Below are 19,845 nucleotides of genomic sequence, written 5' to 3'. Positions count from 1 at the left end.
ACTGGGTCGCTGTGCGATTCCCGACTCCCCATTCCCGATTCCCTGCGTTCCTCAGTTCTCTTCCAGCTCCATGTTGATCGCGAGCGAGCGGATTTCCTTCACGAGAACGTTGAAGGACTCCGGCATGCCGGCGACCATCTCGTACTCACCGTCGACGATGTTCTTGTACATCTGGTTGCGGCCCTGCACGTCATCGGACTTCACCGTCAGCATTTCCTGCAGGGTGTAGGCCGCGCCGTAGGCTTCCAGCGCCCAGACTTCCATTTCGCCGAAGCGCTGGCCGCCGAACTGCGCCTTGCCGCCCAGCGGCTGCTGGGTGACGAGCGAGTACGGACCGGTCGAGCGCGCGTGCATCTTGTCGTCGACCAGGTGGTTCAGCTTCAGCATGTGCATGTAGCCGACCGTGACCTGACGCTCGAACGACTCACCGGTACGACCGTCGAACAAGGTGGTCTGGCCGCTGCTCGGCAGCTCGGCGAGTTCGAGCATCTTCTTGATCTCGGCCTCGGTCGCGCCATCGAACACCGGTGTCGCCATCGGCACACCGTCGGTGAGGTTCTTCGCCAGCGTCAGCAGTTCGGCATCGCTGAACTGCTTCAGGTCGACGCGTTCGCCGTGCAGCTTGTTGTCGTGGTTGTAGATCTCGTCGAGGAACTTGCGCAGCTCGGCGATCTTCTGCTGTGCCTCCAGCATGCGCTGGATCTTCTGACCCAGGCCCTTGGCGGCCCAGCCCAGATGCACTTCGAGAATCTGGCCGATGTTCATACGCGACGGCACGCCGAGCGGGTTCAGCACGATGTCGACGGTCTGGCCGTCGGCCATGTACGGCATGTCCTGCACCGGCACGATGGTCGACACCACACCCTTGTTGCCGTGGCGGCCGGCCATCTTGTCGCCCGGCTGGATGCGGCGCTTCACGGCCAGGAACACCTTGACCATCTTCAGCACGCCCGGAGCCAGGTCGTCGCCCTGGGTGATCTTGGCGCGCTTGTCGGCGAAGCGTTTCTCGAACTCCTTCTCGTGCACGTCGATCTGCTTCTGGGCGCGCTCGATCGCCTCGACCGCGTCCTCGTCCTTCATGCGCAGCGTGAACCAGTCGGACTTCTTCAGACCGTCCAGCACCAGGCTGGTGACGGTGTCGCCCTTCTTCAGGCCACCGCCGCCGTTGGCGGTCTTGCCGATCAGCTGGGATTTCAGGCGGTCGTAGATCGCCGCTTCAAGGATGCGGAACTGGTCGTCGAAGTCCTTCTTGACGCGACGGATTTCCGATTCCTCGATCTGGCGGGCGCGCTTGTCCTTCTCGATGCCGTCACGGGTGAAGACCTGCACGTCGATGACGGTGCCGTCCATGCCCGGCGGCACGCGCAGCGAGCTGTCCTTCACGTCGGACGCCTTCTCGCCGAAGATCGCGCGCAGCAGCTTCTCTTCCGGGGTCAGCTGGCTCTCGCCCTTCGGCGTGACCTTGCCGACCATGATGTCACCAGCGCGGACTTCCGCACCGATGTACACCACGCCGGACTCGTCGAGGCGGTTGAGCGCGTTCTCGGAGACGTTCGGGATGTCTGCGGAGATTTCCTCCGGTCCCAGCTTGGTGTCACGCGCGACGCAGGTCAGCTCTTCGATGTGGATCGTGGTGTAGCGATCCTCCTCGACCACGCGCTCGGAGAGCAGGATCGAGTCTTCGAAGTTGTAGCCGTTCCACGGCATGAACGCGACCAGCATGTTCTGGCCGAGCGCGAGCTCGCCGATGTCGGTCGAGGGACCGTCGGCCAGCACGTCGCCACGGGCGATCACGTCACCGACCTTCACCAGCGGCGACTGGTTGATGCAGGTGTTCTGGTTGGAGCGCGTGTACTTGATCAGGTTGTAGATGTCGACGCCGGCATCGGTCTCGCCGACGATCTCGCTCTCGTTGACCTTGACCACGATGCGGGCCGCGTCGATCTGCTCGATCGTGCCGCCACGCAGCGCGTTCACGGTCACGCCGGAGTCGCGCGCCACGGCACGCTCGATGCCGGTGCCGACCAGCGGCTTCTGCGACTTCAGCGTCGGCACGGCCTGGCGCTGCATGTTGGCGCCCATCAGTGCGCGGTTGGCGTCGTCGTGCTCGAGGAACGGCACCAGCGCCGCCGCTACCGACACGGTCTGCATCGGCGAGACGTCCATGTAATGGATTTCGCTCGGCGGCTTCAGCAGCGACTCGCCCTGGAAGCGGCAGGCCACGAACTGGTCGGTCATCGCGCCCTTGTCGTCCTGGGTTGCGTTGGCCTGGGCGATGACGTACTCGTTCTCCTCGATTGCCGAGAGGAACTCGATGTCGTCGGTGACCTTGCCGTCCACGACCTTGCGGTACGGCGTCTCGAGGAAGCCGTACTTGTTGGTGCGGGCGAACACGGCCAGCGAGTTGATCAGGCCGATGTTCGGGCCTTCCGGCGTCTCGATGGTGCAGACGCGACCGTAATGGGTCGGGTGCACGTCGCGCACTTCGAAACCGGCGCGCTCGCGGGTCAGACCGCCCGGGCCGAGGGCCGACACGCGACGCTTGTGCGTGACTTCCGACAGCGGGTTGTTCTGGTCCATGAACTGCGACAGCTGCGAGGAGCCGAAGAACTCCTTGATCGCGGCAGCCACCGGCTTGGCGTTGATCAGCTCCTGCGGGGTCAGGCCTTCAGACTCGGCCATCGACAGGCGCTCCTTGACCGCGCGCTCGACGCGGACCAGGCCGACGCGGAACACGTTCTCGGCCATTTCGCCGACCGAACGCACGCGACGGTTGCCCAAGTGGTCGATGTCGTCGACCGTACCGCGACCGTTGCGGATCTCGGTCAGCACCTTGATCACGTCGAGAATGTCGGACATGCCGCCGCACTCGCCGCGCAGGCGCACCGACTCCTCGTCCTTGCGCTCGGCAAAGTACTTGGCGTCGTACAACACCGAGGCACCGGTGGTTTCCTTGCGGCCGATGCGGCGATTGAACTTCATCCGGCCCACGGCCGACAGGTCGTAGCGCTCGAAGGTGAAGAACAGGTTGTGGAACAGGTTCTGCGCGGCATCCTTGGTCGGCGGCTCGCCCGGACGCATCATCCGATAGATCTCGACCAGCGCTTCCAGCTGCGTCTTCGACGGATCGATTCGCAGGGTGTTGGACAGGTACGGGCCACGATCGAGGTCGTTGACCCAGATCGTGCCGACGGCGTCGATGCCGGCCTTGCGGAACGCGGTGAGCTGGTCTTCGTTGATCTCGTCGTTGGCCGAGGCCAGCAGTTCGCCGGTCTTGGCGTCGACGACGTCGTGCGAGAGGATGCGGCCGACCAGGTAGCTGTCCGGCACGGCCAGCGCGGCCACACCGGCCTGTTCAAGCTGCTTGACGTGGCGCGCGGTGATGCGCTTGCCGGCCTCGACGATGACCTTGTCGCCGTCGGCGAGGTCGAAGTCGAGCGTTTCGCCGCGCAGGCGTTCCGGCACCAGCTCGAGTTGCACGCCTTCCTTCGGATCGATGTGGAAGGTGTTGATCTCGAAGAACTCGGCCAGCATCTCTTCGTTGCTGTAACCGAGCGCGCGCAGCAGCACGGTCACCGGCAACTTGCGGCGACGGTCGATGCGGGTGAACAGCGCGTCCTTCGGGTCGAACTCGAAGTCCAGCCAGGAGCCGCGATACGGAATGATGCGGGCGCTGTACAGCAGCTTGCCCGAGCTGTGGGTCTTGCCGCGATCGTGGTCGAAGAACACGCCCGGCGAGCGGTGCAGCTGCGAGACGATGACGCGCTCGGTGCCGTTGACGATGAAGGTGCCGTTGCCGGTCATGAGCGGAATCTCGCCCATGTAGACCTCCTGCTCCTTCACGTACTTGATGGCCTTGGTCGACGACTCGCGGTCGTAGATCACCAGGCGCACGGTCACGCGCAGCGGCGCGCCGTAGGACAGGCCGCGGTTGCGGCACTCGCGCTCGTCGAACGCCGGCTCGCCGAGCTTGTAGCCGACGTACTCCAGCGCGGCGTTGCCGCTGTAGCTGGCAATCGGGAACACCGACTTCAGGGCGGCGTGCAGGCCGCGGTCTTCGCGCTTGGCGGGATCGGTGTGCTCCTGCAGGAACTCACGGTAGGAATCGACCTGGATGGCCAGCAGGAACGGCACTTCGAGGATCGACCGGCGCTTGCCGAAGTCCTTGCGGATGCGCTTCTTTTCGGTGAACGAGTACGTCATGGTGAGCTACCGCCTCGATGTTTTCTCAGCGGGCCGCGCGTCCGCGACCCTGGGGGATCAAACTTGCTGATCGGGAAGAATTGCCAGTGGGAAGTCGCTGGTATTGCCGGCACCAGCACGCCTTCTCCCGCTACTTCCAACTGTCAACTCGGATACGTGTTGCTTGTGTCGCGATGGCACGCCCTTCGGAGCAACCCTTCAGGAACGGCCAAAGGCCGGGGGCTCTCGCCCCCAGCCTCAGGTGGTCGCCAGTACTACGCTCTGATCAAGAGCAGGCGACGCAAGTGCTGCTTACTTCAGCTCGACGGTCGCGCCGGCAGCTTCGAGGTCCTTCTTGAACTTCTCGGAGTCTTCCTTCGAGACGGCTTCCTTCACGGTCTGCGGGGCGCCTTCGACGAGGTCCTTCGCTTCCTTCAGGCCCAGGCCGGTGATGGCGCGGACGGCCTTGATGACTTCGACCTTCTTCTCGCCGGCAGCCTTCAGGATGACGTTGAACTCGGTCTGCTCTTCGACGACGGCAGCGGCAACGGCCGGGCCGGCAGCGACGACCGGGGCGGCGGCGGAGACGCCGAACTTCTCTTCGATCGCCTTGACCAGCTCCATCACTTCGAGAAGGGTCTTCTCGGCGATGGCGTCGACGATCTGTTCGTTGGACAGGGACATGTTATTAACCTCTGGAAATTGATCTTACGAATCGATTCTGTAAAGCGAGCCCGTGTACGGTCGGCGCTTACGCCGGTTCCGCCACTGCCTCGACTTCGGCGTCGGCAACATCGCCACCGCCCTGCTTGTCGGCCACGGCCTTGACGGCGCGGGCGAACATCGTTGCCGGCTCGTTGAGGACGCGGGCCAGCATGGCCAGGGCCTGTTCGAGGGTCGGCAGCGAAGCCAGGACTTCCACGTGGCTGGCCGGATAGACCTGGCCACCCATGGCGACGACCTTGGCCTGCAGCTTGTCGTTACCCTTGGCGAATTCCTTGATCAGACGCCCGGCAGCGCCGGGTTCTTCCATCGAGAACGCGTACAGCAGCGGACCGACGAGGGCGTCTTGGGCGCACTCGTATTCGGTACCGACGACGGCGCGCGAAGCCAGGGTGTTCTTGACAACTTTCAGGAACACACCGGTTTCACGAGCCTTCTTGCGCATCGCGGTCATCTGACTGACCGTGGTGCCCGCGTACTCGACAGCAATCAAGGAGTGGGCCTTGGCGGCGACGTCTGCCAGCTCGGCGACTACTTCTTGCTTCTGGGACAGATTGAGAGCCATTGCACTCCTCCAAATTGACTCCGCTCACGGCTCCTGCCGCTTGCGGTCCTGGGCGATACCGTCCCTGGCATCGGGGATGCGCGAACATCCCGGTGGTGGCCACTCCAGAAAGATTTCCAGAAGGCACCATCTACGCAGGCCGACCCGAACGAGTCCGGATTAAGCAGCCCCGCTTCCACCGACGGCGATTCCCTGCCATGTCGAGCATCCGTGCCCGTCGCCGGTAGGCGCTGACCGCACCTGCGGTCTTTGACGGCTACCGCTTCGGGTTTACACCCTGGGCGATGCCCTCAAAATTTCGCCCCGTCATTCCCGCGGAGGCGGGAACCCAGGGACTTTGCTTGTTTCTCCGACGACTCCAGGCCGAGACCTGGAGTCGCTGGACCCCCGCCTTCGCGGAGATGACGATTTGACAAAGCCACGCGCCTTGCGCGCGGTCAATTCGTCACTTCAACGTCAGCGAGGCCTGGTCGACGGCAACGCCGGGACCCATGGTCGAGCTGATCGAGATCTTCTGCAGGTACTGGCCCTTGGCGGTCGACGGCTTGGCCTTGATCAGGTCAAGCAGCAGCGCGGTCAGGTTTTCCTTCAACGAGGCGTCTTCGAACGAGGCCTTGCCGATGGTGCAGTGGATGATGCCGGCCTTGTCGGTGCGGTAACGCACCTGGCCGCCCTTGGCGTTCTTGACCGCTTCGGCCGGGTTCGGCGAGACGGTGCCGACCTTCGGGTTCGGCATCAGGCCGCGCGGGCCGAGCACCTGGCCCAGCTTGCCGACGACGCGCATGGCGTCCGGGGTGGCGATGACGACGTCGTAGTTCAGGTCGCCGGCCATCATCTTCTCGGCCAGGTCGTCCATGCCGACGGCTTCGGCACCCGCGGCAACGGCTTCGTCAGCCTTGGCGCCGGCCGGGGCGAACACCGCCACGCGCACCGACTTGCCGGTACCGGCCGGCAGCACGGTCGAACCGCGCACCTGCTGGTCGGACTTCTTGGCGTCCACGCCCAGACGCACGGCCACGTCAACGGACTCGACGAACTTGGCCTTGGTCGCGGTTTTGACGATCTTGACGGCCTCGTCGAAGGAATAAGCCTTGCCCGGAACCACGGCGGCCTTGATTGCTTTTTCGCGCTTGCTGATCGCCATGTCTTAACCCTCCACCACGAGACCCATGCTGCGGGCCGAACCTGCAATCGTCTTCACCGCCGCATCCAGGTCGGCCGCCGTCAGGTCGGCTTCCTTCTGCTTGGCGATGGCCTCGAGCTGGGCGCGGGTGACCTTGCCCACCTTGTCGGTGTTCGGGCGCTTGGAACCGGACGTGATACCCGCCGCCTTCTTGAGCAGCACGGTGGCCGGGGTGCTCTTGGTGACGAAGGTGAACGTACGGTCGGAGTACGCGGTGATGATGACGGGGGTCGGCAGACCCGGCTCGAGCTTGGAGGTCGCGGCGTTGAACGCCTTGCAGAACTCCATGATGTTCAGGCCGCGCTGACCGAGGGCCGGACCCACCGGCGGCGACGGATTGGCCTGACCGGCCTTGACCTGCAATTTGATGTAACCGACTACCTTCTTAGCCATTGCTTTCTCTCCGGGTGCAAGCGCCTGGACCTCAGGCTCCCCATCGCGCCGGGAAAATCACGTGTCCCGACATCACGTTGTTAATGCGTTGTTCTGCAGCACGCCGACGGCCGCCATGCGGCGGCCGGGACTTTGCGCTCGCCCTCAAGGGCAGCGAGCCAGTAACTATATCAGAATTTCAAACCGGAGTTTCAGGCCTTCTCGACCTGGCCGAACTCCAGCTCGACCGGGGTCGAGCGGCCAAAGATCAGCACCGCCACGCGCAGGCGGCTCTTCTCGTAGTTGATTTCCTCGACCACGCCGTTGAAGTCGTTGAACGGGCCGTCGATGACGCGGACCATCTCACCCGGCTCGAACAGGACCTTCGGCTTGGGCTTTTCCACACCTTCCTGAACGCGCTGCAGGATGGCGTCGGCCTCATGGTCGGCGATCGGCAACGGACGGTCGGCGGTGCCGCCGATGAAGCCCATCACCTTCGGGGTTTCCTTGATCAGGTGCCAGCTTTCGCTGTCGATGCGCGGGATGCCCGATTCGTCATGGGTTGCGATCTGCACCAGCACGTAGCCCGGGAAGAACTTGCGCTCGGAACGGCGCTTCTGGCCGGAGCGCATCTCGACAACCTCTTCGGTCGGCACCAGCACTTCGCCGAACCGGTCCTGCATTTCGTTCCGGACGATGCGATCGCGCAGCGCCTGCGCCACCGACTTCTCGAATCCGGAGTACGCATGCACCACGTACCAGCGCTTATTCGAATCCGACTTGTTATTGCTTTCCGACACTTCGGTCATCTCCTCAGCGCCCCAACAGGAATTTCACAGCGGCCTGAATGACCACGTCGAAACCGGCCAGGATCAGGCTCAACACCGCCACCGCGATCATCACCACCCAAGTTGTGCGCATCGCTTCCTGACGGGTCGGCCAGACCACTTTGCGCAGCTCAAAGCGCGACTCCGAGAGGAACTCGCGGGTCTGCACGCCCTTGGCGGTAGTCAGGAACACGACCGCGCCAAGCACCAGCCCCGCTGCACAGGCCAGCGCGCGCAGCGCCCCGGCCCACTGCTCGAAATAGATGTAGGCGAACACGCCGGCGGCCACCAGCAGCAGCGCCAGCGCGTATTTGACGATATCGCCGGCGGAGGAGGATCCGTGTTGTTCGACCTTGCTGTTCATCCGATCCATCGCGCGACGCCAAGCCGCGTTTCTTGTGTAAAAGTCCGACCGCGAGGGCGAGCTTTTGCGGAGGACCCGCATGGTGTGGCACGCCAGGAGGGACTCGAACCCCCAACCTGCGGTTTTGGAGACCGCTGCTCTGCCAATTGAGCTACTGGCGTATCTAAATTGTGCACTTTCCCGAGACAGCGACGGCGAGCCGTCGCCGACTCGCCCTTCGCTCGTCACCGAAGTGCTGCGATCTCTTCAGACCGTCATCACAACGGGAAGTTGCCAATCCGCCTGAACCCCGCCTTCGCGGGGATGACGAACTGGTAACCCCGGGCGCGCTTGTGCGCACCCGGGGCAATTCGTCACTTGATGATCTTGGCCACCACGCCGGCGCCGACGGTACGGCCGCCTTCGCGAATCGCGAAACGCAGGCCTTCGTCCATCGCCACCGGGTTGATCAGGCTCACCACCATCTTGATGTTGTCGCCCGGCATGACCATCTCCACGCCCTCCGGCAGCGTCACCGCGCCGGTGATGTCGGTCGTGCGGAAGTAGAACTGCGGACGGTAGCCCTTGAAGAACGGCGTGTGACGGCCACCCTCGTCCTTCGACAGCACGTACACCTCGGCCTCGAACTCGGTGTGCGGGGTGATCGAACCCGGCTTGCACAGCACCTGGCCGCGCTCCACGTCGTCACGCTTGGTGCCGCGCAGCAGCAGACCGGCGTTGTCGCCCGCCTGGCCCTGGTCGAGCAGCTTGCGGAACATCTCGACGCCGGTGACCGTGGTCTTCTGGGTCGGACGGATACCGACGATCTCGATTTCGTCACCGACCTTGATGATGCCGCGCTCGATACGACCGGTCACCACGGTGCCGCGGCCCGAGATCGAGAACACGTCTTCCACCGGCATCAGGAACGGCTTGTCGACGTCGCGCTGCGGCTCCGGAATGAACGTGTCCAGCGCCTCGACCAGCTTGATGATCGACGGCACGCCGATCTCGGACTGGTCGCCTTCCAGCGCCAGGCGGGCCGAGCCGTGGATGATCGGGGTGTCGTCGCCCGGGAAGTCATACTTGCTCAGCAGCTCGCGCACTTCCATCTCGACCAGCTCGAGCAGCTCGGCGTCGTCGACCATGTCGGCCTTGTTCAGGAACACCACGATGTACGGCACGCCGACCTGGCGCGACAGCAGGATGTGCTCGCGCGTCTGCGGCATCGGGCCGTCCGCGGCCGAGCACACCAGGATCGCGCCGTCCATCTGTGCCGCACCCGTGATCATGTTCTTCACGTAGTCGGCGTGGCCCGGGCAGTCCACGTGGGCGTAGTGGCGATTCGGGCTTTCGTACTCGACGTGTGCCGTCGAGATCGTGATGCCACGCGCCTTCTCTTCCGGCGCCGCGTCGATCGCGTCGTACGCCTTGAACTCGCCGCCGAAACGCTCGGCACCCACCTTCGTCAGTGCCGCCGTCAGCGTGGTCTTGCCGTGGTCGACGTGACCGATCGTGCCCACGTTCACGTGCGGCTTGGTGCGCTCGAATTTACCCTTGGCCATGACAGTCACTTCTCGCTTTAGGACGGATTTACTGGGTGGTTCGCGACCGGGTAGGCCGCTTGAAAAAATTGCACTGCGTGCACCGCAATATGGTGCTCACGAAAGGAATCGAACCTTCGACCTCCTCCTTACCAAGGAGGTGCTCTACCGACTGAGCTACGTGAGCAAGTTGTTCCAGCAAGTCATAACGTCGCGGCGTTCAATGGAGCGGGAGACGGGAATCGAACCCGCACCATCAGCTTGGAAGGCTGAGGTTCTACCGTTGAACTACTCCCGCGCCGGACTGACCTGCTTGGGTATTGCACTGACGGATGGTAACGCCGTCAGCTTGTTGCTGGTGGAGGGAGGTGGATTCGAACCACCGAAGGCGTAAGCCAGCAGATTTACAGTCTGCCCCCGTTGGCCGCTTGGGTATCCCTCCAAAAGAGCCCGCAATTCTGGCGCTGCTTGCGAAGGTTGTCAACGCATTGGACGCGAGATTTTTCGCCCGGAGGCGATTTAGCCCGATCGGGCGCGGACGTCACCGCCCAACCCGACCCGACCGCATTATCAGACGTTGAAACGGAAGTGCAGCACGTCGCCTTCCTGGACACGGTATTCCTTGCCTTCCAGGCGCAGGCGACCGGCGTCGCGGGCGCCGGCCTCGCCCTTGTACTTGATGAAGTCGTCATAGCCGATGGTCTCGGCGCGGATGAAGCCCTTCTCGAAGTCGGTGTGGATCACGGCGGCGGCCTGCGGCGCAGTCGAGCCGGCCTTCACCGTCCAGGCACGGACCTCTTTTACGCCGGCGGTGAAATAGGTCTGCAGGCCGAGCAGCTTGTAGGCGGCGCGGATGACCCGGTTCAGGCCCGGCTCGTCCAGCCCCAGGTCGTGCAGGAAGGTGTCGCGGTCGGCGTCGTCGAGCTGGCTCAGCTCCTCCTCGATGGCGGCCGAGACCGGCACCACCTCGGCGCCTTCGCCGGCGGCACGGGCGCGCACGGCATCCAGGTGCGGGTTGTTCTCGAAGCCGTCTTCGAGCACGTTGGCCACGTACATCACCGGCTTCAGGGTCAGCAGGAACAGGTCGCGGACCGCCGCCTTGTCGTCGTCGGACAGGCCCAGCGAGCGCGCGGACCTGCCTTCGCTGAGGCCGGCACTGATGCGACCGAGCACCTCGGCGCGCGCCTTGGCGTCCTTGTCGCCGGTCTTGGCCGAGCGCTCGGCCCGCTGCAGGGCGCGATCGACCGAATCCAGGTCGGCCAGGGCCAGCTCGGTGTCGATGGTGTCGATGTCCGAGATCGGGTCGATCCTGTTGTTGACGTGGATGACGTCATCGTTCTCGAAGCAGCGCACCACGTGGGTGATCGCGTCGACCTCGCGGATGTGGGCCAGGAACTTGTTGCCCAGGCCCTCGCCGCTGGCGGCGCCCGCGACCAGACCGGCGATGTCGACGAACTCGACCGCGGTCGGGATGCACTTCTGCGGCTTGACGATCTCCGACAGCGCATTCAGGCGCGGGTCCGGCACCGGCACCACTCCGACGTTGGGCTCGATCGTGCAGAAGGGGAAGTTGGCCGCGGCGATGCCGGCCTTGGTCAGGGCGTTGAAGAGGGTCGACTTGCCGACGTTCGGCAGGCCGACGATGCCGCATTTGATGCCCATGATTTAAATCCGTGATTCGTGATTCGTGATTGGTGACTCGTTCGAAGGCGCCTGCTCTTGCCAATCACGAGTCACCAATCACCAATCACGGCCTTGCCGTATGCAGCTGCTTCATGGCCTCGTTGAAATCGCCCGTCACCGCCAGCGGCAGCACGTCCAGCGCATCGTCAATGGCGCGCGCGATCGCGGCCTCGTCGTCGCGGCCGGGCCGGCCCAGCACCCACGGCGTGACTTTGTCCTTGTGGCCGGGATGGCCAATGCCGATCCGCAACCGGTGAAACTGACCGTTCCCGAGCAGGCGCATGGTGTCGCGCAGGCCGTTCTGGCCGCCGTGGCCGCCGTCGAACTTGAGCCGCGCGGTGCCTGGCGGCAGATCGAGCTCGTCATGCGCCAGCAGCGCCTGCTCCGGCTCGATCTTCCAGTAGCGCAGGGCCGCGGCGATCGACTTGCCGGACAGGTTCATGAAAGTGGCTGGCTTGAGCAGCCAGACCGGCTGGCCGGCGATCTCGACCTTGCAGGTTTCGCCGAACAGCTTGGATTCGAGACCGAAACGGCCGCCCAGACGGTCCGCCAAGGCGTCCACAAACCAGAACCCGGCGTTGTGCCGGGTCCGGGCGTGTTCGGGACCGGGGTTGCCCAGCCCGACGATGAGGCGCAAGCCAGCCATCGCGGTCGAATCGGGAAGCAGCACGCGACCCGCCCTGCCCGCGGTAACGGACAGGACAGGCAGACGCGATTACTTCTCGTCGTCCTTCTTGGCGACCTTGGCCGCCGGCACGTCGGCCGACTCGCCTTCCGCCGGAGCCTCGGCCTCTTCCCGGCCGTGCTTGGCGGTGACGACGGCGACGTCGTGCTCCTTGCCCAGCTTCAGCTCGGGAATCTCCACGCCCTTCGGCAGCTTCAGCTCCGACAGGTGGACGATGTCGCCGACCTTCAACGCAGCCAGGTCGATCTCGATGAACTCCGGCAGGTCCTTGGGCAGGCAGCTGACGGTGACTTCGTTGAGCTCGTGCATCACCACGACGTCGGCCGACTTGCCGGCCGGCGACTTGTCTTCGTTGATGAAGTGCAGCGGCACGGCGGCCTTGAGTGCCTGGTTCTCGTCCACGCGCTGGAAGTCCAGGTGCATGATGATCTGCTTGAACGGATGGCGCTGCATGTCACGCAGCAGCACCTTCTGCACCTTGCCGTCGATATCGAGGCTCAGGATCGACGAGTAGAACCACTCGTTCTGGCTGGCCAGCCAGGTCTTCTCGTGCTCAAGCTGGATCGGCTGCGGAGCGGCGGCGCCGCCGTAGACGATGGCCGGGATGCTGGCTGCACGACGCAGGCGGCGGCTCGCACCCTTCCCCTCGACGTTGCGGCCAGTGGCCTTGATGATGTGTTCGGACATTTTCGTTACTCACTGTTGTTGCGTTGATCCGCCTCGCGGCGGGAAGAACGCTCACCCGCGACCAGGTGAGCGGTGGTTGCGATAACGGCCGGAGCCGGCACCGCAGATTTCATAGGCCTCAGTCGACGTAGAGCGAGCTCACCGACTCGCCGAAGGCGATGCGGCGGATCGTCTCGGCCAGCAGCTCGGCGACGCTGAGCTGGCGGATGCGGCCGGTTTCGCGCGCCGCGTCGGTGAGCGGAATGGTGTCGGTCACCACCAGTTCGTCGAGCTGCGACTTGGCGATGTTGGCCAGCGCCGCGCCCGACAGCACCGGGTGCGTGCAGTACGCGACCACCTTGGTCGCGCCCTGCGCCTTCAGCGCGGCGGCGGCGGCGCACAAGGTGCCCGCAGTGTCGACGATATCGTCGACCAGCACGCAGGTCTTGCCGCTGACGTCGCCGATGATGTTCATCACCGTGGCGACGTTGGCGCGCGGGCGGCGCTTGTCGATGATCGCCAGGTCGGCGTCATCGAGGCGCTTGGCGATCGCGCGGGCACGCACCACGCCACCGACGTCGGGCGAGACCACGATCAGGTTGTCGGTGCCGTGCGCGCGCCAGATGTCGGCGAGCAGCAGTGGCGAGGCGTACACGTTGTCGACCGGGATATCGAAGAAACCCTGGATCTGGTCGGCATGCAGGTCAACCGTCAACACCCGGTCGGTGCCGACCGCGCTGAACATCTTGGCCGCGACCTTGGCGGTGATCGGCACGCGCGAGGAGCGCGGGCGACGATCCTGGCGGGCGTAACCGAAGTACGGCACCACCGCGGTGACGTTGCTGACCGAGGCGCGCTTGAGCGCGTCCACCAGCACCAGCAGCTCGACCAGGTTCTCGGCGCTCGGCGCGCAGGTCGGCTGGATCACGAAGACCTCCTGACGACGCACGTTCTCCTCGATCTCGACCTGCACCTCGCCGTCGGAGAAACGGCTCACCAGCGCCTTGCCGGGACGGATGCCGAGCTCCTTGCACACGGCCTCGGCGAGCGGGCGGTTGGCATTGCCGCTGAACACCAGCAGATTACGATCGTTTTGCACTGTCTTACTCCGCTGCGCTCTGACCGGGGCGGGGTGACGTCCTGTCCGACCCGGCACGCACCGGATCAGTCCGCGTGATTAAGTGGCAGGGGCGGTAGGATTCGAACCTACGAATGCCAGGATCAAAACCTGGTGCCTTGGGCCTCTTGGCGACGCCCCTGCGGATTTTGGTTTGGTTGACCTCGAACCCGCTCGCTGGAACGGGCCCTAAAGGCCACTCGCTTCGAGCGCGTCACGCAACGGTGACCGCGCCGCTCCCGGCGCCAGCCAGGCCCGAAGACCCGATGGCAGCCTCGCCAGCGCGGCCTCGGCGGCTTCGCGTGTGGCGAACTCGACGAAACAGCCGCTGCCGGAGCCGGTCAGTCGCGGTGAACCGACCCGCGCCAGCGCAGCAAACGCGGCCTCGACGGCCGGCTCGCGCGCGCGCAGAACCGGCTCGAACGCATTCCCGAGCGGCACACCCGAAACGAAGTCCGACATTGTCGCGGGCGGGGCATCGCGCGTCAATTCGGGAGCACGGAACAGGCTCGCGGTCGGCGCATGCACGCCGGGGTCGGCCAGCACGTACCAGGCCGGCGGCAAGCTGACCGGCGCAAGTCGCTCGCCGACACCTTCGGCCCAGGCGTTGTCACCGCGCACGAACACCGGCACGTCGGCGCCCAGCTGCAAGGCCAGACCGGCCAGCCGCTCGACCCCCAGCCCGGTGCCCCAGAGCGCATCCAGGGCAACCAGCACGGTCGCCGCATCGGACGAGCCGCCGCCGAAACCGCCCCCGGACGGAATGCGCTTTTCGATGACGATATCCGCACCAAGCAGTGCTTTCGTCTCCGTTTGCAGCAGATTGGCCGCCCGCACAGTCAGGTCATCGGCCTCGGCCACACCCGCCACCGACACCCCGTGGCGGCGCACCAGGCCGTCTTCGCGGACCCGCAGCCGGATTGAATCGCCCCAGTCGAGCAGGCGGAACACGGTCTGCAGCAGGTGATAGCCGTCATCGCGACGACCAGTGATGCGCAGAAACAGGTTCAGCTTGGCCGGTGCCGGCCACAGCGACCAGTCGGTCGGCTCGGTGACCGGATTCATTCGCGGCCGCCGACCGACCACTCGTCGACGATCAGGCGCACCCGCGCCTCGCCGCGGCGGGCATCGAGCCGCTCCGGCAAGGCATCGGTCGCGGTCGATTCGGGCCAGCGGTAATCGATGCCCCAGCCGCCCTGCTCGATCCGTGCCGGGCGGCCGTCGGCGCCGTAGCGCACCTGCGCCGGCCCCAGGCCGGCGGCGCGGGCGCCGCGCACCCACTCGGCCAGGGCGACCACCGGAATTTCCCAACCGGTCGTCTCGCGCAACAGCGCGCCGGCGTCCAGCCCCTGGCGCGGGCCGCCTTCGAGGCCCTCCAGCAACGCGCTGGAATCGTCCCCGGACAAGCGCCAGCTCTGCCGGGTCACCGGCGCGCTCAGCGCGACTTCGTAATGGGCGCCGGCCTGCGCCCATTCGATCCGGCCGCTGCCACCCTTGCTGCCGTTCGACACCGCAATGCGCCCCTGCAGCGACCAGGCCTGCTGCGCACGCAGGCCCGCCTCGCGCGCGATCTGCCGGGTTTCGGCGGCCGCGACCTGCTGCTGCGGCAGGGTCGGTCGCGGCGTCTGCGCGGCGCACGCCGCCAGCAACACGGTCAGGGCCGCGGTCGTGAGGGCGCGCCGGCTCATGCCCCGGTCTTTTCCAGCGCGCGCTTGAGCGAGCGGTTGTCCGGGTCGATCTTGCGCGCCTGCTCGAAGTACTTGCGCGCCTCGTCCTTGCGGCCAAGCTCCCACAGCACCTCGGCCAGGTGCGAGGCGATCTCGGCGTCCTTCTGCAGGGTCAGGGCGCGGCGCAGCTCGACCAGCGCCTCCTCCTTGCGGCCGAGCCGGTACAGCACCCAGCCGTAGCTGTCGATGATGGCGGCGTTGTCGGGCTCGGCGGTGCGGGCACGCTCGATCAGCTGCAGCGCTTCCCGGTAGCGGGTGGTGCGATCGGCCAGGGTGTAGCCGAGCGCGTTGAGCGCGGCGACATTGTCGGGTTCGGCGACCAGGATCTTGCGCAGGTCGGCCTCGGCGCGCGGGACGTTGTCGCGGCGCTCCCAGCCCAGGGCACGGGCGTAGAGCAGTTCCGAATCGTCGGGAAACGCAGCCAGGCCGCGCGCGTAGGCGTCGAGTTCGCCGGCGTCGTCCTTGTCCTTCTGGCGCAGCGCGGCCTCGAGCAGGTAGGCGTCACGGCGCGCGTCGTCCTCGACCGCGGCGTCGGACTGGAGATCGCGCAGCGACCGGTAGGCCTCGTCGGACCGGCCCAGCTCGTGCAGCACGTTGGCGCCGCGCAGCCGCGCCTGCAGGCGCTGGGGGCCACCGGGCACGCCGCGGTACCAGTCCAGCGCTTCCTCGTTGCGCTCAAGGAACTCGGCGAGCTGGCCCAGCAGCAGGCGGCGCTGCGGGTCAGGTTGGCTGGCGTTGCCGCGCAGCTCGTCGTAGAGCCGGGTCAGGGTCGGCTTGTCCTCGGCCTGTGCCAGCAATGCGGCGCGCAGGGCGTAGCTCTGGTCGTCCTGCGGGCCCTGCGCGATCACGGCCTCGGCGGCGTGGTAGTCGCCCAGGCCGTGGTACTCGTCGGCGATGGCACGGCGCAGCGGCGCATCGCTGCCGGCCCCGGCCGCCACCGACTCGAGCACCCGGCGGGCCTCGTCGGGCTTGCCGGCCTCGCGCAGCTGGTTGGCGCGTAGCAGGCCGACACGGGCTTCGCCGGGGAAGCGCTTGACCACCTCGGCGACGATGCGCTCGACCAGCTGCGGCTGCTCCAGCCCCTGGGCCAGGCCACCGAACGCGAGCCAGGCCTGCAGCTTGTTGGGGATGGTGCCGTCGTCGACCAGCCGCTCCAGCAGGCGTGCGGCCTGCTGGGGATCGCGCGCGCCGGCACCGAGCACGCCCAGTGCCTGACGCCAGCCGCTGTCGCCGGGCGCTTTCAGCAACTGGGTGAGGTACTTGCGGGCACTGCGCTCGTCACCGCGGCGCGTGGCCAGTACTGCCTGCGCCGCGGCCAGGTTGAGGCCTTCCCCGCCCTGCTCGCGCCACAGCGCCAGCGCCTGCGCGGCACGCTTGTCGTCCTTGGCCAGCAGCGCGATGCGGGTGGCGCGTTCGGCCAGGGCGATGTCATCGGCGGCGCGGGCGGCGCCCAGGTAAGCCTGGGCGGCCTCGTCGAGGCGGCCGGACTGCAGTGCGAACTCTCCGACCAGCAGCGACTCGAGCGAGGCACTGGTCGGATCGGCGGGGGTGGTCTTGCGTTCGGCTGCCGGCAGCGGTCCGCTGGACACGAGCACGGCGGCGAGAATGAAACACAGCGTGCGCGAGGCAACGGGCATCGATCCAGCCTGCAGGGAACCGGGAAGAGACGGGGCCGGTAGAATGGCCACCCATCGGAAGCCAGCAGCTTATCGCAAGCACCTGAACGGAAGAGTCCGGCGCAGTGAGTTCGACGTAATGAGTTTGTTCGTACTAGGCATCAACCACCAGACCGCGCCGGTCAGCCTGCGCGAGCGCGTCGCGTTCTCGGCCGACACCGTGCCGGCCGCGCTCGATGCACTGCGCGCGTTGCCGCAGGTCAGCGAGGTGGCGCTGCTGTCGACCTGCAACCGCACCGAGCTCTATGCCGTCGCCGACGACGACGGCCAGGCGCTGGCCGACTGGCTGGCCACGCACCCGGACGAGGTCGGCGACCTGCACGCCTACCTGTACCGCCACCGCGATGCCGACGCCGTGCGCCATCTGTTCCGTGTCGCCACCGGCCTGGATTCGCTGGTGCTCGGTGAGCCGCAGATCCTCGGCCAGGTCAAGGATGCCTGGGCGACCGCGCGCGGCGCCGGCAGCCTCGGCAGCCAGCTCGACCGCCTGTTCCAGCATGCCTTCACCACCGCCAAGCGCGCCCGCACCGACACCCGCATCGGCGCCAACCCGGTCTCGGTGGCCTCGGCGGCGGTGCGGCTGGCGCAGGAGTCGTTTGCCCGCCTCGACGACTCGACCGTGCTGCTGATCGGCGCCGGCGAAACCATCGAGTTGGCCGCGCGCCACCTGGTGCAAGCCAAAGCGAAGCGCCTGCTGATCGCCAACCGCACCCTCGCCCACGCCCAGGAGCTGGCCAGCCGCCACGGCGGCGTTGCCCTGCCGCTGAGCGAGCTCGACAAGCACCTGGGCGAAGCCGACGTGGTGATCTCCGCCACCGCCAGCCGCGAGCCGATCCTGCACAAGCCGCAAGCCGCCGCCGCGCTGGCCACGCGCAGGCACCGGCCGATGCTGCTGCTCGACCTGGCGGTGCCGCGCGACATCGCAAGCGATGTGGCCGAGCTGCGCGACGTGTTCCTGTACACCGTCGACGATCTGGAGCGCGCCATCGAGGACAACCGTCGCAGCCGCCGCGAGGCCGCCACCGAGGCCGAAGCCATCGTCGAGCTGCAGGTCGCGCGCTTCACCGAGACCCTGGCGGCAAGCACCCGCACCGCCCCGCTCAAGCGCCTGCGCGCGCACGGCGAGCAAGCCAAGGAGGAGGCGCTGGGCAAGGCCCGTCAGCAGCTCGCCGCCGGCGCCGAGCCGGAGGAAGTGCTCAACTTCCTCGCCCACACCCTCACCAACCGCCTGCTGCACGCACCGACCGTGGCCCTGCGCGAGGCCGCGCTGACCGGCAACGCCGACCTGGCCCGCGCCGCCGACAAGCTGTTCCCGGAAACGGGAATCGACAATCGGGAATCGGGAATCGAACAACAGCCGCCAGAATCTGCCGACAATGGCTAGCGCGGTCGCTTGCCGGTTGCCGCAGCTCCGATTCCCCATTCCCGATTGTCGATTCCCGGCTTCATGACTCCAACCCTGCGCCGCAAACTCGAAGCCCTGGCCGAACGGCGCGAGGAACTCGAACGCCTGCTCTCCGATCCCGGCGTGATCGGCGATGCCGAGCGTTTCCGCAAGCACTCGCGCGAGTTTGCGCAGTTGGAGCCAGTCGCCAACGCCCTCGCCGCCGAGGCCCAGGCCCAGCACGACCTGGCCACGGCCGAGGCGATGCGCGGCGACGCCGAGCTGCGCGAGCTGGCCGAGGAAGAGATCGCCGCGGCCAGTGCGCGCCTGCAGCAGCTCGATGCCGAACTGCTCGCCCACCTGATCCCCAAGGACGCGCGCGACGACGGCGATCTGTACCTGGAAGTGCGCGCCGGCACCGGCGGCGACGAGGCGGCGATCTTCGCCGGCGACCTGTTCCGCATGTACGCGCGCTACGCCGAGCGCCAGGGCTGGAAGGTCGAGATCGAATCGGCCAGCGCCGGCGAGCACGGCGGCTACAAGGAAATCATCGCCCGCATCGAAGGCCGCGGCGCCTACTCGCGCCTCAAGTTCGAATCCGGCACCCACCGCGTGCAGCGCGTGCCCGCGACCGAATCGCAGGGCCGCATCCACACCTCGGCGGCGACGGTGGCGATCATCCCGGTCGAGGCCGAGGGCGAGCCCATCGAGATCAACCCGGCCGACCTGCGGATCGACACGTTCCGCTCCAGCGGCGCCGGCGGCCAGCACGTCAACAAAACCGAGTCGGCGATCCGCATCACCCACGTGCCCAGCGGGATCGTGGTGGAAAACCAGACCGAGCGCAGCCAGCACGCCAACCGCGACAAGGCGATGAAGCGGCTGAACGCGATGCTGGCCGAGGCCCAGGCTGTCAAGGCCGCCGCCGCCCAGGCGGAAACGCGCAAGCTGCAGGTCGGCAGCGGCGACCGCAGCCAGCGCATCCGCACCTACAACTTCCCGCAGGGCCGCATTACCGACCATCGCGTCGAGGGCCTGACCCTCTACGATCTGCCCAACGTCATCGAAGGCGACCTGGACGCGCTGATCGGTCGCCTGCAGCACGAGCACCAGGCCGACGAACTCGCCCGGCTCACCGCATCGGCGTGACACCCATCGCAGGAGGCAG

At 66.5% G+C, this 19,845-nt stretch carries 17 protein-coding genes and 5 tRNA genes; 2 read left to right on the top strand and 20 right to left on the bottom strand.

The features are described 5' to 3' along the window. Positions 1-51: 51 nt before the first annotated feature. The 20 genes from rpoB to ACFOLC_RS13770 all read right to left on the bottom strand — a co-directional run bounded on the left by rpoB (position 52) and on the right by ACFOLC_RS13770 (position 17,254). Positions 52-4,203: a DNA-directed RNA polymerase subunit beta gene (rpoB, locus tag ACFOLC_RS13865; protein ID WP_386759852.1), complete on the bottom strand. Its 4,152-nt coding sequence runs from the start codon at positions 4,201-4,203 to the stop codon at positions 52-54. 291 nt (positions 4,204-4,494) lie between these two features. Further along, positions 4,495-4,866, bottom strand: coding sequence for a 50S ribosomal protein L7/L12 (gene rplL / locus ACFOLC_RS13860; protein ID WP_386759851.1), 372 nt, complete (start codon positions 4,864-4,866; stop codon positions 4,495-4,497). A gap of 67 nt (positions 4,867-4,933) precedes the next feature. Beyond that, a complete protein-coding gene (gene rplJ / locus ACFOLC_RS13855) occupies positions 4,934-5,470 on the bottom strand; it encodes a 50S ribosomal protein L10 (protein ID WP_386759850.1) in 537 nt (178 codons plus the stop codon). Between the two features lie 445 nt (positions 5,471-5,915). Next, a complete protein-coding gene (gene rplA, locus ACFOLC_RS13850; RefSeq protein ID WP_386759849.1) occupies positions 5,916-6,614 on the bottom strand; it encodes a 50S ribosomal protein L1 in 699 nt (232 codons plus the stop codon). Positions 6,615-6,617: 3 nt separating this feature from the next. After that, positions 6,618-7,046: a 50S ribosomal protein L11 gene (gene rplK, locus ACFOLC_RS13845; RefSeq protein WP_386759848.1), complete on the bottom strand. Its 429-nt coding sequence runs from the start codon at positions 7,044-7,046 to the stop codon at positions 6,618-6,620. Positions 7,047-7,237: 191 nt separating this feature from the next. After that, a complete protein-coding gene (gene nusG / locus ACFOLC_RS13840; protein ID WP_386759847.1) occupies positions 7,238-7,825 on the bottom strand; it encodes a transcription termination/antitermination protein NusG in 588 nt (195 codons plus the stop codon). A gap of 13 nt (positions 7,826-7,838) precedes the next feature. Continuing rightward, positions 7,839-8,216, bottom strand: a complete 378-nt coding sequence (secE, locus tag ACFOLC_RS13835; RefSeq protein ID WP_386759846.1) for a preprotein translocase subunit SecE — start codon at positions 8,214-8,216, stop codon at positions 7,839-7,841. An 85-nt stretch (positions 8,217-8,301) separates the two neighbouring features. After that, positions 8,302-8,377: transfer RNA gene (locus ACFOLC_RS13830), tRNA-Trp, on the bottom strand. 192 nt (positions 8,378-8,569) lie between these two features. Beyond that, positions 8,570-9,760 carry an elongation factor Tu gene (tuf, locus tag ACFOLC_RS13825; RefSeq protein ID WP_386759845.1) on the bottom strand — a complete coding sequence of 397 codons (1,191 nt, stop codon included), beginning with the start codon at positions 9,758-9,760 and terminating at the stop codon, positions 8,570-8,572. 90 nt (positions 9,761-9,850) lie between these two features. After that, positions 9,851-9,926, bottom strand: a tRNA-Thr gene (locus ACFOLC_RS13820). 37 nt (positions 9,927-9,963) lie between these two features. After that, positions 9,964-10,037: transfer RNA gene (locus tag ACFOLC_RS13815), tRNA-Gly, on the bottom strand. A gap of 58 nt (positions 10,038-10,095) precedes the next feature. Then, positions 10,096-10,181, bottom strand: a tRNA-Tyr gene (locus ACFOLC_RS13810). A 128-nt stretch (positions 10,182-10,309) separates the two neighbouring features. Next, positions 10,310-11,401 carry a redox-regulated ATPase YchF gene (gene ychF, locus ACFOLC_RS13805; protein ID WP_386759844.1) on the bottom strand — a complete coding sequence of 364 codons (1,092 nt, stop codon included), beginning with the start codon at positions 11,399-11,401 and terminating at the stop codon, positions 10,310-10,312. A gap of 85 nt (positions 11,402-11,486) precedes the next feature. Further along, positions 11,487-12,068 carry an aminoacyl-tRNA hydrolase gene (gene pth, locus ACFOLC_RS13800; protein ID WP_386759843.1) on the bottom strand — a complete coding sequence of 194 codons (582 nt, stop codon included), beginning with the start codon at positions 12,066-12,068 and terminating at the stop codon, positions 11,487-11,489. 69 nt (positions 12,069-12,137) lie between these two features. Then, positions 12,138-12,794, bottom strand: coding sequence for a 50S ribosomal protein L25/general stress protein Ctc (locus tag ACFOLC_RS13795; RefSeq protein WP_386759842.1), 657 nt, complete (start codon positions 12,792-12,794; stop codon positions 12,138-12,140). A 118-nt stretch (positions 12,795-12,912) separates the two neighbouring features. Next, positions 12,913-13,872 (bottom strand): ribose-phosphate diphosphokinase, encoded by a 960-nt coding sequence (locus ACFOLC_RS13790; protein WP_386759841.1) that lies wholly within the window; start codon positions 13,870-13,872, stop codon positions 12,913-12,915. An 83-nt stretch (positions 13,873-13,955) separates the two neighbouring features. After that, positions 13,956-14,032 (bottom strand) — tRNA-Gln (locus ACFOLC_RS13785). A gap of 47 nt (positions 14,033-14,079) precedes the next feature. Then, the gene (gene ispE, locus ACFOLC_RS13780; protein WP_386759840.1) at positions 14,080-14,955 is read right to left on the bottom strand and encodes a 4-(cytidine 5'-diphospho)-2-C-methyl-D-erythritol kinase; all 876 of its coding nucleotides are present in this window, start codon (positions 14,953-14,955) and stop codon (positions 14,080-14,082) included. Next, positions 14,952-15,578 carry a lipoprotein insertase outer membrane protein LolB gene (lolB, locus tag ACFOLC_RS13775; RefSeq protein ID WP_386759839.1) on the bottom strand — a complete coding sequence of 209 codons (627 nt, stop codon included), beginning with the start codon at positions 15,576-15,578 and terminating at the stop codon, positions 14,952-14,954. The genes ispE and lolB overlap by 4 nt, the downstream gene beginning before the upstream one ends. After that, the gene (locus ACFOLC_RS13770; protein WP_386759838.1) at positions 15,575-17,254 is read right to left on the bottom strand and encodes a tetratricopeptide repeat protein; all 1,680 of its coding nucleotides are present in this window, start codon (positions 17,252-17,254) and stop codon (positions 15,575-15,577) included. The genes lolB and ACFOLC_RS13770 overlap by 4 nt, the downstream gene beginning before the upstream one ends. A gap of 118 nt (positions 17,255-17,372) precedes the next feature. On the opposite strand from ACFOLC_RS13770, the gene hemA reads away from it, so the two are divergent. Beyond that, the gene (hemA, locus tag ACFOLC_RS13765; RefSeq protein WP_386759837.1) at positions 17,373-18,677 is read left to right on the top strand and encodes a glutamyl-tRNA reductase; all 1,305 of its coding nucleotides are present in this window, start codon (positions 17,373-17,375) and stop codon (positions 18,675-18,677) included. Between the two features lie 63 nt (positions 18,678-18,740). Beyond that, positions 18,741-19,826 carry a peptide chain release factor 1 gene (gene prfA / locus ACFOLC_RS13760; protein WP_386759836.1) on the top strand — a complete coding sequence of 362 codons (1,086 nt, stop codon included), beginning with the start codon at positions 18,741-18,743 and terminating at the stop codon, positions 19,824-19,826. Positions 19,827-19,845: the final 19 nt, after the last annotated feature.

Origin of the sequence: Lysobacter cavernae (assembly GCF_042648505.1) — a bacterium.
Classification (GTDB): domain Bacteria; phylum Pseudomonadota; class Gammaproteobacteria; order Xanthomonadales; family Xanthomonadaceae; genus Lysobacter_L; species Lysobacter_L cavernae.
This window is presented reverse-complemented; position numbering and strand designations above follow the sequence as displayed.

Excerpts from the sequence above, each read along its gene's own strand:
- rpoB (WP_386759852.1), bottom strand. The coding sequence starts at position 4,203 with ATGACGTACTCGTTCACCGAAAAGAAGCGCATCCGCAAGGACTTCGGC.
- rplL (WP_386759851.1), bottom strand. The coding sequence starts at position 4,866 with ATGTCCCTGTCCAACGAACAGATCGTCGACGCCATCGCCGAGAAGACC.
- rplJ (WP_386759850.1), bottom strand. The coding sequence starts at position 5,470 with ATGGCTCTCAATCTGTCCCAGAAGCAAGAAGTAGTCGCCGAGCTGGCA.
- rplA (WP_386759849.1), bottom strand. The coding sequence starts at position 6,614 with ATGGCGATCAGCAAGCGCGAAAAAGCAATCAAGGCCGCCGTGGTTCCG.
- rplK (WP_386759848.1), bottom strand. The coding sequence starts at position 7,046 with ATGGCTAAGAAGGTAGTCGGTTACATCAAATTGCAGGTCAAGGCCGGT.
- secE (WP_386759846.1), bottom strand. The coding sequence starts at position 8,216 with ATGAACAGCAAGGTCGAACAACACGGATCCTCCTCCGCCGGCGATATC.
- tuf (WP_386759845.1), bottom strand. The coding sequence starts at position 9,760 with ATGGCCAAGGGTAAATTCGAGCGCACCAAGCCGCACGTGAACGTGGGC.
- ychF (WP_386759844.1), bottom strand. The coding sequence starts at position 11,401 with ATGGGCATCAAATGCGGCATCGTCGGCCTGCCGAACGTCGGCAAGTCG.
- pth (WP_386759843.1), bottom strand. The coding sequence starts at position 12,068 with ATGGCTGGCTTGCGCCTCATCGTCGGGCTGGGCAACCCCGGTCCCGAA.
- ACFOLC_RS13795 (WP_386759842.1), bottom strand. The coding sequence starts at position 12,794 with ATGTCCGAACACATCATCAAGGCCACTGGCCGCAACGTCGAGGGGAAG.
- ispE (WP_386759840.1), bottom strand. The coding sequence starts at position 14,955 with ATGAATCCGGTCACCGAGCCGACCGACTGGTCGCTGTGGCCGGCACCG.
- lolB (WP_386759839.1), bottom strand. The coding sequence starts at position 15,578 with ATGAGCCGGCGCGCCCTCACGACCGCGGCCCTGACCGTGTTGCTGGCG.
- ACFOLC_RS13770 (WP_386759838.1), bottom strand. The coding sequence starts at position 17,254 with ATGCCCGTTGCCTCGCGCACGCTGTGTTTCATTCTCGCCGCCGTGCTC.
- hemA (WP_386759837.1), top strand. The coding sequence starts at position 17,373 with ATGAGTTTGTTCGTACTAGGCATCAACCACCAGACCGCGCCGGTCAGC.
- prfA (WP_386759836.1), top strand. The coding sequence starts at position 18,741 with ATGACTCCAACCCTGCGCCGCAAACTCGAAGCCCTGGCCGAACGGCGC.